General features: G+C 53.1%; 7 protein-coding genes. 4 read left to right on the forward strand and 3 right to left on the reverse strand.

The features are described from left to right. Positions 1 to 126 precede the first annotated feature (126 nt). The 4 genes from pncB (at position 127) to LDK53_RS14105 (ending at position 5965) form a co-directional block, all read left to right on the forward strand. On the forward strand, positions 127 to 1329 hold the full coding sequence (gene pncB / locus LDK53_RS14090; protein ID WP_025755993.1) for a nicotinate phosphoribosyltransferase: 1203 nt from the start codon (positions 127 to 129) through the stop codon (positions 1327 to 1329). Positions 1330 to 1495: 166 nt separating this feature from the next. Next, entirely contained in the window at positions 1496 to 2896 is a 1401-nt protein-coding gene (gene asnS / locus LDK53_RS14095; protein ID WP_025755994.1) for an asparagine--tRNA ligase, read from the forward strand. A gap of 605 nt (positions 2897 to 3501) precedes the next feature. Then, entirely contained in the window at positions 3502 to 4590 is a 1089-nt protein-coding gene (locus tag LDK53_RS14100) for a porin (protein ID WP_310809789.1), read from the forward strand. Positions 4591 to 4774: 184 nt separating this feature from the next. Beyond that, positions 4775 to 5965, forward strand: coding sequence for an amino acid aminotransferase (locus LDK53_RS14105; RefSeq protein WP_025755995.1), 1191 nt, complete (start codon positions 4775 to 4777; stop codon positions 5963 to 5965). A 49-nt stretch (positions 5966 to 6014) separates the two neighbouring features. Here the strand turns inward: LDK53_RS14105 and LDK53_RS14110 are convergent, their stop codons facing one another. The 3 genes from LDK53_RS14110 to ldtD all read right to left on the reverse strand — a co-directional run bounded on the left by LDK53_RS14110 (position 6015) and on the right by ldtD (position 9223). Then, entirely contained in the window at positions 6015 to 6662 is a 648-nt protein-coding gene (locus LDK53_RS14110; protein WP_025755996.1) for an MBL fold metallo-hydrolase, read from the reverse strand. 20 nt (positions 6663 to 6682) lie between these two features. Further along, the gene (locus tag LDK53_RS14115) at positions 6683 to 7234 is read right to left on the reverse strand and encodes a YcbK family protein (RefSeq protein ID WP_025755997.1); all 552 of its coding nucleotides are present in this window, start codon (positions 7232 to 7234) and stop codon (positions 6683 to 6685) included. A 174-nt stretch (positions 7235 to 7408) separates the two neighbouring features. Further along, the gene (ldtD, locus tag LDK53_RS14120) at positions 7409 to 9223 is read right to left on the reverse strand and encodes a L,D-transpeptidase (RefSeq protein ID WP_225287424.1); all 1815 of its coding nucleotides are present in this window, start codon (positions 9221 to 9223) and stop codon (positions 7409 to 7411) included. Positions 9224 to 9366: the final 143 nt, after the last annotated feature.

Consider the following 9366-nt stretch of genomic DNA (forward strand, 5'->3'; position numbering starts at 1 on the left):
CAAAATGCCCTCGACCCTTAAACGCGCTTATGTTGTGATCGGGGTTCAATAAATCACTAAACAAGGTATACTCCGGAGTTGTTTATTGTACTAAACGCTCCTGTGAGAGGATGCTACTGCGCACCTATGACTCAATTCGCTTCTCCTGTTCTGCATACGTTGCTGGATACCGACGCGTATAAACTGCATATGCAGCAAGCCGTTTTCCACCATTACTATGACGTTCATGTCGCGGCGGAATTCCGCTGCCGTGGCGACGACTTGCTCGGTATCTACGCAGACTCCATTCGTGAACAGGTCGATGCTATGCAGCATCTGACGCTGCAGGACGACGAATATCAGTGGCTTTCTGGCCTGCCTTTCTTCAAAACCGACTATCTGAACTGGCTGCGCGATTTCCGCTATAAGCCGGAGCAGGTGACCGTGGTTAACGATAATGGCAAGCTGGATATTCGCCTTGAAGGCCCGTGGCGGGAAGTGATCATGTGGGAAGTGCCGCTTCTGGCGGTGATCAGTGAGCTTGCCCACCGCTACCGTTCGCCGGAAACCGGCGTCGCGCAGGCCGTTGCCTCTCTGGAAAACAAACTGGCCGGCTTCGCCACGATGACTGAAGGGCTGGATATGTCCCGCTTCCGTCTGATGGACTTTGGCACCCGTCGCCGTTTCTCCCGCGACGTTCAGGAGGCGATTGTTAAACGTCTGCAGCAGGAGCCGTGGTTCGTGGGCACCAGCAACTACGACCTGGCCCGTCGTCTCGACCTGACGCCAATGGGAACCCAGGCGCACGAGTGGTTCCAGGCGCATCAGCAGATAAGCCCCGACCTGGCTAACAGCCAGCGTGCGGCACTGGCCGCATGGCTTGAGGAGTACCCGAATCAACTCGGGATCGCCCTCACCGACTGTATTACGATGGATGCCTTCCTGCGCGACTTCGGTCCCGAGTTCGCCGAGCGTTACCAGGGGTTACGCCACGATTCCGGAGACCCGGTTGAATGGGGCGAGAAGGCGATTGCCCATTACGAAAAGCTGGGCATTGACCCGATGAGCAAAGTGCTGGTCTTCTCCGATAACCTCGATCTTGCGAAAGCCGTTGAGCTCTACCGTCATTTCAACGCCAGAGTGAACCTGAGCTTTGGGATTGGTACCCGTTTGACCTGCGACATTCCTCAGGTGAAACCGCTGAATATCGTCATAAAACTGGTGGAATGTAACGGCAAGCCGGTGGCGAAGCTCTCCGACAGCCCGGGCAAAACCATCTGTCATGACAAAGCGTTTGTTCGCGCGTTACGCGAAGCGTTCGATCTCCCCCAGGTTAAAAAAGCCAGTTAAGCGCTCACGGGAGCCTTAACTGGCTCCCCTCTTCTTATTTATTTCTTAAATCTTCTCTTTTGACTGCGAAATTTACTTGTCTGATAGCGGATGGCAGGTAACATAGATATCCCCCATAAGGGTGGACAAGTGTTTATTTTTTCCGACTATTAACAGAGAGAATATTATGAGCGTTGTGCCTGTAGCCGACGTACTCCAGGGCCGTGTCGCCGTTGACGCCGAAGTCACCGTGCGCGGATGGGTGCGTACCCGCCGAGATTCTAAAGCTGGCATCTCCTTCCTTGCCGTCTATGACGGTTCCTGCTTTGATCCTGTACAGGCCGTCATTAATAATTCTCTGCCCAATTACAATGATGACGTTCTGCGCCTGACAACGGGTTGTTCCGTAATTGTGACTGGCGTTGTGGTGGCATCACCGGGTCAGGGCCAGAGTTTTGAAATTCAGGCCACGTCCATTGAGGTTACCGGCTGGGTTGAAGATCCGGACACCTATCCGATGGCGGCAAAACGTCACAGCATTGAGTACCTGCGTGAAGTCGCGCACCTGCGTCCGCGCACCAACCTGATTGGTGCGGTGGCCCGCGTGCGTCACACGCTGGCGCAGGCGCTGCATCGTTTCTTCGATGAGCAGGGTTACTTCTGGGTTTCGACTCCGCTGATCACTGCGTCTGATACAGAAGGTGCAGGTGAAATGTTCCGCGTCTCTACGCTGGATCTCGAAAACCTGCCGCGCACGCCAGAAGGCAAAGTGGACTACGACAAAGACTTCTTTGGTAAAGAAGCCTTCCTGACGGTCTCTGGCCAGCTCAACGGCGAAACTTACGCCTGTGCGCTGTCCAAAATCTATACCTTCGGCCCAACCTTCCGCGCCGAAAACTCCAACACCAGCCGTCACCTGGCGGAATTCTGGATGCTGGAGCCGGAAGTGGCGTTCGCTAACCTGGACGATGTCGCAGGTCTGGCAGAAGCGATGCTGAAGTATGTCTTCAAAGCGGTGCTGGAAGAGCGTCCGGACGACATGAAATTCTTCGCTGAACGCGTTGACAGCGATGCGGTGGCCCGTCTGGAGCGTTTCGTCTCCGCTGATTTTGCACAGGTAGACTATACCGACGCGGTGGCGATCCTCGAGAAGTGCGGTGAGAAGTTCGAAAACCCGGTTTACTGGGGCGTTGACCTGGCGTCTGAGCACGAACGCTATCTGGCTGAGAAACACTTCAAGGCTCCGGTTGTTGTTAAAAACTACCCGAAAGACATTAAGGCTTTCTATATGCGCCTTAACGAAGACGGTAAAACCGTGGCAGCGATGGACGTGCTGGCGCCGGGCATCGGTGAAATTATCGGTGGTTCGCAGCGTGAAGAGCGTCTGGACGTGCTGGACGCGCGCATGGAAGAGATGGGTCTCAACCCTGCAGACTACAGCTGGTACCGCGATCTGCGCCGCTACGGCACCGTACCGCATGCCGGTTTTGGTCTGGGCTTCGAGCGTCTGATCGCTTACGTGACCGGTGTTCAGAACGTTCGTGACGTGATTCCGTTCCCACGTACTCCGCGTAATGCCAGCTTCTAATCGGTAAAACAAAAAATGGCCAGCTCATGCTGGCCATTATTTTATTCTGCATTGTCAGTTTTCGTCAGCGTAAAGTCAGCATCTTTAAACCTTCTCCCCGTCACAACCACTACCTGTTACGTTTTGTTTCCGTGAAATATCCAGCCACAAAAAATAAACCCCATTCTTATTGCGATTAATACATCCTCAAGCAATAGCACAAATTTCAACCACTTTTTAAGCCATCCAGACGTCTTTACTGCGCCATAAGAAAAAGCGAGTCGTTTAAGGTCTGTTTATATGAAATGCCTTTATCCAAATTAATCATAAGGAATTCATATATATAGGAAACGCTCTGTTGTTTAATTCGCCAGCGAGTTCTGAAGTTTGAGATGGTTCACAAAGTTCCGAAAAATACATATTTAGTTACACATATTTTCTTGTTGTTACTTAATCTTGAGATTTGTAGCACTTTGAGGCTAGCGAAACGCTTCGGTGAATGGAAAGATGCCTGTCAGATACATAAAGACACCAAACTCTCATCAATAGTTCCGGAAATATTTATTGACAGAATTTATTGACGGCAGTGGCGAGTGTCATAAAAAAACCAATGAGGGTAATAAATAATGATGAAGCGCAATATTCTGGCAGTGGTAATCCCTGCCCTGCTGGTAGCCGGTGCAGCTAACGCTGCAGAAATCTATAACAAAAACGGCAACAAACTGGATCTGTACGGGAAAGTTGTAGGTGAGCACGACTTCGTGACTTCAGGTGACAACACTGACAGCAGCGACGCAACCTATGCTCAGATCGGTTTCAAAGGCGAAACTCAAATTAATGACCAGCTGACCGGTTACGGTCAGTGGGAATACCGTGCGCTGGCAAGCCAGGCAGAAAGCAACCAGACTCAGCGTACCCGTCTGGCGTTCGCTGGTCTGAAAGCCGGTGATGCGGGCTCCATCGATTACGGCCGTAACTACGGTATCGTATACGATGTAGAATCCTATACCGATATGGCCCCATCCTTCTCTGGTATGACCTGGGCTAACTACTCTGATAACTTCATGACTGGCCGTAACTCTGGTCTGCTGACCTACCGCAACTCTGACTTCTTCGGTCTGGTTGACGGTCTGAGCCTGGGCCTGCAGTATCAGGGTAAAAACGAGCGTACCGACGTGAGAACGGCTAACGGTGACGGCTTCGGTACCTCTCTGGGCTATGAATTCGGCGAAGGTTTCGGCCTGATCGGTGCTTACAGCAACTCTGACCGTACTAACGCTCAGGAAGCTGACGGCAAAGGCGAGAAAGCTGAAGCGTGGGCAGTTGGCGCGAAATACGACGCGAACAACATCTACCTGGCGACCACCTACGCTGAAACCCGCAATATGACCCGTGAAGCTGACGGTTCATTCGCGAACAAAACTCAGAACTTCGAAGTGATCGCTCAGTACCAGTTCGACTTCGGTCTGCGTCCGTCCGTGTCCTACGTTCAGTCTAAAGGTAAAAACCTGGCACAGCGTGGCACCTTCTCTGGCGGCGATGCTGACCTGCAGAAATTCGTTGAACTGGGTGCGACTTACTACTTCAACAAAAACTTCAACATCTATGTTGACTACCAGCTGAACCTGATCGACGACACCGACTACTCTCGTAACGTCGGCATCGTGAACGGTAAAGACGACCAGGTTGCAATGGCTGTGACCTACCAGTTCTAATCAGAACACCACTATGTTATATGCTTAATGAACAGGGCTTCGGCCCTGTTTTTTTATGCCCGACAGAAAATAATAGCGACTTTTGAAAAGCCGCACGCTTTTCGTCGCAAACGGTTGGCATTTTGTAAATCTACCGTTAACCTGATAGCGGATTTCACTTCTGTAATCACAATGGAACTTCGTCATGTTTGAGAACATTACCGCCGCTCCTGCCGACCCGATTCTGGGCCTGGCCGATCTGTTTCGTGCCGACGACCGCCCTGGCAAAATCAACCTGGGTATTGGTGTATATAAAGATGAAACCGGCAAAACTCCGGTACTGACCAGCGTCAAGAAAGCTGAGCAGTATCTGCTGGAAAATGAAACCACCAAAAACTACCTCGGTATTGATGGTATCCCTGAATTTGGTCGCTGCACCCAGGAGCTGCTGTTCGGTAAAGGCAGCGCAATTGTAAGTGACAAACGTGCCCGTACAGCACAGACCCCTGGCGGTACCGGTGCTCTGCGCGTGGCGGCGGATTTCCTTGCGAAAAACACCTCTGTTAAGCGCGTCTGGGTGAGCAACCCAAGCTGGCCAAACCACAAGAGCGTCTTCAACTCTGCGGGTCTCGAAGTGCGCGAATATGCTTACTATGATGCGGCAAACCACTCTCTTGACTTTGACGGCCTGCTGGCAAGCCTGAGCGACGCGCAGGCAGGCGACGTGGTGCTGTTCCACGGCTGCTGCCACAACCCAACCGGCATCGATCCAACGCTTGAGCAGTGGGAACAGCTGGCTAAGCTTTCTGTTGAGAAAGGCTGGCTGCCGCTGTTTGACTTTGCCTACCAGGGCTTCGCCCGTGGTCTGGAAGAAGACGCCGAAGGTCTGCGCGCGTTCGCAGCCGTCCATCAGGAACTGATTGTCGCAAGCTCCTACTCCAAGAACTTCGGTCTGTATAATGAGCGTGTAGGTGCCTGTACGCTGGTTGCGGCGAACGAAGAGACCGCCGATCGTGCATTCAGCCAGATGAAGTCAGTTATCCGTGCGAACTACTCTAACCCACCAGCACACGGTGCCTCTGTTGTTGCCACTATTCTGAGCAACGATGCGCTGCGCGCTATCTGGGAACAAGAGCTGAACGATATGCGTCAGCGTATCCAGCGCATGCGTCTGCTGTTTGTGAACACGCTGGCGGAGAAAGGTGCTGACCGCGACTTCAGCTTTATCACCAAACAGAACGGTATGTTCTCTTTCAGCGGCCTGACCAAAGAGCAGGTTCTGCGTCTGCGTGAAGAGTTTGGCGTGTACGCCGTGGCGTCTGGCCGCGTGAACGTTGCGGGTATGACGCCTGACAACATGGCGCCATTGTGCGAAGCGATTGTCGCCGTACTGTAAAATGCGCCCATAAAAAAGCCTGCGTTATGCAGGCTTTTTTTATTTCGGGTTACCAGACAGGCATTTCATCCTGGAGGAACGGGTTGTGGAGCCGTTCATAGCCCAGCGTCGACATCGGGCCGTGTCCAGGGATAAACGTCACGTCATCACCCAGCGGCAACAACTTTTGTTTAATCGACTGAATCAACTGCCCGTGATCGCCGCGCGGAAAATCGCTGCGCCCTACGCCACCTTTGAAAATCACGTCGCCGGAAATCAGCAGACGGGACTGGTCATCAAAGAAGACAATATGGCCTGGCGTATGCCCAGGACAATGCAACACCTGTAAAGTCACATTCCCTACGTTAACGCGTTCTCCTTCGTTTAGCCAGCGATCGGGCGTCAGAGGCTGACACTCATCAAGGCCAAACATGCGGCTTTGGGCAGGTAACCCCTGCAGCCAGAACTCATCTTCTTTTTCCGGACCAATCACCGGCACACCATAATGTTGTGCCAGCTCCGCCGCTGCGCCAACATGGTCAAGGTGACCATGCGTCAGCAAAATTTGCATCAGCGTCACACCGCTGTCGGCGACTTCCTGCTTGATTTTCTCAGCGTCGCCGCCGGGATCGACAAGCGCGGCCAGTTTAGTTTGTTCGCACCAGATAAGTGAACAATTCTGGGAGAACGCGGTAACCGGAATAATACGATAGTTCATACTGCTCCTGTGTTTCGTTATTACCAGTGCCGGACCGGACCGGTATCAATATGCACAAAGTTGCTGCTGGGGTAATATCCTACACCACCTGCACGCATAGATAACGCAGCTTTGCGAATATTGGCTAACGAAACGCCCTCAATATGGAAATCCATTGCCTGTCCCTTCGTGTGGTAGCTTTTTTTCGCTACCCCGCGACTGTGGGCGCGCAGCTCATTATTGGTATCAATGGAACGATAACCCGAAATAAGCTGCACCGGTTTGCTGGTACCCAGCAGGCCCTGAAGGCGGAAAAGCTGGTCAAACAGTCCTGGATCGATGGCTTTTACTTTATTCGCGCGGAAATCACGGAAAAAATGGTTAAGTCTTGCTAATTCATCCTGAATATAGCCTCTGCCATCGAAGAACTCCGCTTTTAGCGACTCACCGGTGTGAAGATTGTTGAGCGTTAAAACTCGCGGACGAGGTGTCGAGAGGGTGGCAAATGCTGGCGTCGGCAAGATGGCCGCTGCGCCAAGCGCAACACCACCTAACGCCAGCAGTTTGCGGCGATTAGCGTCAAATTTGTCCATGATAATCAGGTCTACAGGTCAAAGAAATCGTAATATGCTTAGCGCACGAAGGGCACCATAACTGGCAAAACCGGGTACGTCAAGGCGCCCAACCCCAGTGAACACGCGGCTTACAGCGATATCACCCCGTGTTCACCATAACTTACGACAATCATTTTTCCCGAACTGCTTCATTTACCTGATTAATTGTTCCGCTTTTGGCAAAATTTGTGCACCGGATCGCGCGGTGAGATCATAATTGTAAATATCTGTACGGTACTGGGTACGCCCGTCTTCACCAACAAACGCCGTCAGGTAGTAGAGATTGACCGGAATATTGTGTCGGATATTCACGTAACGCGTATCCCCCTGTTTCAGGGCATCCGAAATACGGGTGTCGTTCCAGCCCGCATCCTGCAGCAGCATGTTGGCCAGCTCCGAGGCTTTGTTCACGCGTACACAGCCAGAACTTAGCGCACGGGTCTCTTTCTGGAACAGGTTGTGATTCGGAGTATCATGCAGATAGATCGCTTCTGAACTCGGCATATTGAATTTGTAGCGCCCCAGCGAGTTATGCGCCCCGGGGGCCTGCTGGAAACGGAACGGCAGATTCGAAGGCGTGATCGTCGACCAGTCGACCATATAAGGATCAATCGCTTCTTTGCTGTTCCAGCCGCGCATCACCGTATAGCCATGACGTTCCAGATAACCCGGATCGTTCCACACCTTCGGCAGAATGTCTTTACGCGCCAGCGTCGGCGGCACATTCCACGGCGGGTTGACCACCACGTTATTCAGCGCGCTGCTCATCAGCGGTGTTTTGCGATCGGGCCGCCCGACAATGACGCGCGACGCCAATACTTCGCTTCCGTTCTGGTAATAGACCAGCGAATACGCCGGAATGTTAACCATTATCCCGGTGGAGAGCGTGCCCGGCAGCAAGCGCAATCGCTGGATATTCAGCGCCAGCACCCCGGCGCGTTGCGCAGGTGAAACGTTCAGCCAGTCACGCGTTGATTTGCCGATTACGCCGTCCGCGCCCAGCCCCTGAGCCGCCTGGAATTGTTTAACCGCCGCAACCAGTTCCCGATCGTAAGCCGCGGGCTTATCACTCAATGTCTTCTCTTTTACGGAGGCTGACGGGCTAACCACAGCGTCTTGCGCCTCATCACCTGGAAGGGCTATCTTCGGTCCGCTTTCCAGAAGGCCGGAACGTTTCAGAATTTCACGCAGGGCGGGAACATCGCTGCTCCACTGTCCCGGACGCAGCGTCGCGGTACCGCGCATTTGCGGCCACGGACGGGAATCCGCCACCAGCGTAAGCAGCGACTGATGCATCGTGGCATATTGCGGATGCGCCGGCGCGAGGCTGGCAATAAACTGCGGCAACTGGCCGTTATCCAGGGCCAGTTGCCACTGATTAATCACTGACAGGGCTGGCGTCGCCAGCTTGTATGGCTTATCACTATACAACCAGCGGTTGCCGTTGACCGGAATACCTGCCACAAACTGCAGGTAGCCCATCATGGCGTCAGACAACACCACATCCCGTGCCTGACCGGTGACCCCCGGGTCGGTCAACAGCTCCACCCACTGCGTAAACTGAGGCTGGAAACCTGCTATCGCCACTTCCGCCAGCTGTTGCTGGAAGGCGCGCACGGCATCCCGGTTTTCCCACATGGGTTTCATATCGCGCGCAGCATACAGCAGCGTAAGCTGGTTAATATAGACAGGTGTGTATCCGGCAGGAAGCCCGGAGCGCAGCTGCTGACTAAGAGACGCTGCGTCGATACCTTCCGGTAACGGTCTGATGCCAGCCATAATAGCCGTCGCCGGAGATTGATCCAGCGGTTGCGACAGCGACGTCGGCTGCGCGCCGGTCGTGGCAGAGCTGTCAGTCGGCACGATTTCAGGCTCATCGGCCTGAGCGGTTAACAGTGGAGCAAACATCACTGTCAGGCACAAACCGAGTGCTGACAGCTGACGACCACATTTATTCTTTAGCAACATCCCTTGCCCCCTGTTTTCTTACGACATGCCCATCACTCTGGGGCTTTCTTTCATTATAGGTAGACGGCTAAGCTGTTGCCTTACCTTATGTAAAGAAGTTTAAAGATAACGCAGCCCTAAGCACAAGTTAAGTTTAAAAAAAA

Source organism: Enterobacter sp. K16B (genome assembly GCF_020216105.1).
GTDB classification, from domain to species: domain Bacteria; phylum Pseudomonadota; class Gammaproteobacteria; order Enterobacterales; family Enterobacteriaceae; genus Enterobacter; species Enterobacter sichuanensis.

Excerpts from the sequence above, each read along its gene's own strand:
- pncB (WP_025755993.1), top strand. The coding sequence starts at position 127 with ATGACTCAATTCGCTTCTCCTGTTCTGCATACGTTGCTGGATACCGAC.
- asnS (WP_025755994.1), top strand. The coding sequence starts at position 1,496 with ATGAGCGTTGTGCCTGTAGCCGACGTACTCCAGGGCCGTGTCGCCGTT.
- LDK53_RS14100 (WP_310809789.1), top strand. The coding sequence starts at position 3,502 with ATGATGAAGCGCAATATTCTGGCAGTGGTAATCCCTGCCCTGCTGGTA.
- LDK53_RS14105 (WP_025755995.1), top strand. The coding sequence starts at position 4,775 with ATGTTTGAGAACATTACCGCCGCTCCTGCCGACCCGATTCTGGGCCTG.
- LDK53_RS14110 (WP_025755996.1), bottom strand. The coding sequence starts at position 6,662 with ATGAACTATCGTATTATTCCGGTTACCGCGTTCTCCCAGAATTGTTCA.
- LDK53_RS14115 (WP_025755997.1), bottom strand. The coding sequence starts at position 7,234 with ATGGACAAATTTGACGCTAATCGCCGCAAACTGCTGGCGTTAGGTGGT.
- ldtD (WP_225287424.1), bottom strand. The coding sequence starts at position 9,223 with ATGTTGCTAAAGAATAAATGTGGTCGTCAGCTGTCAGCACTCGGTTTG.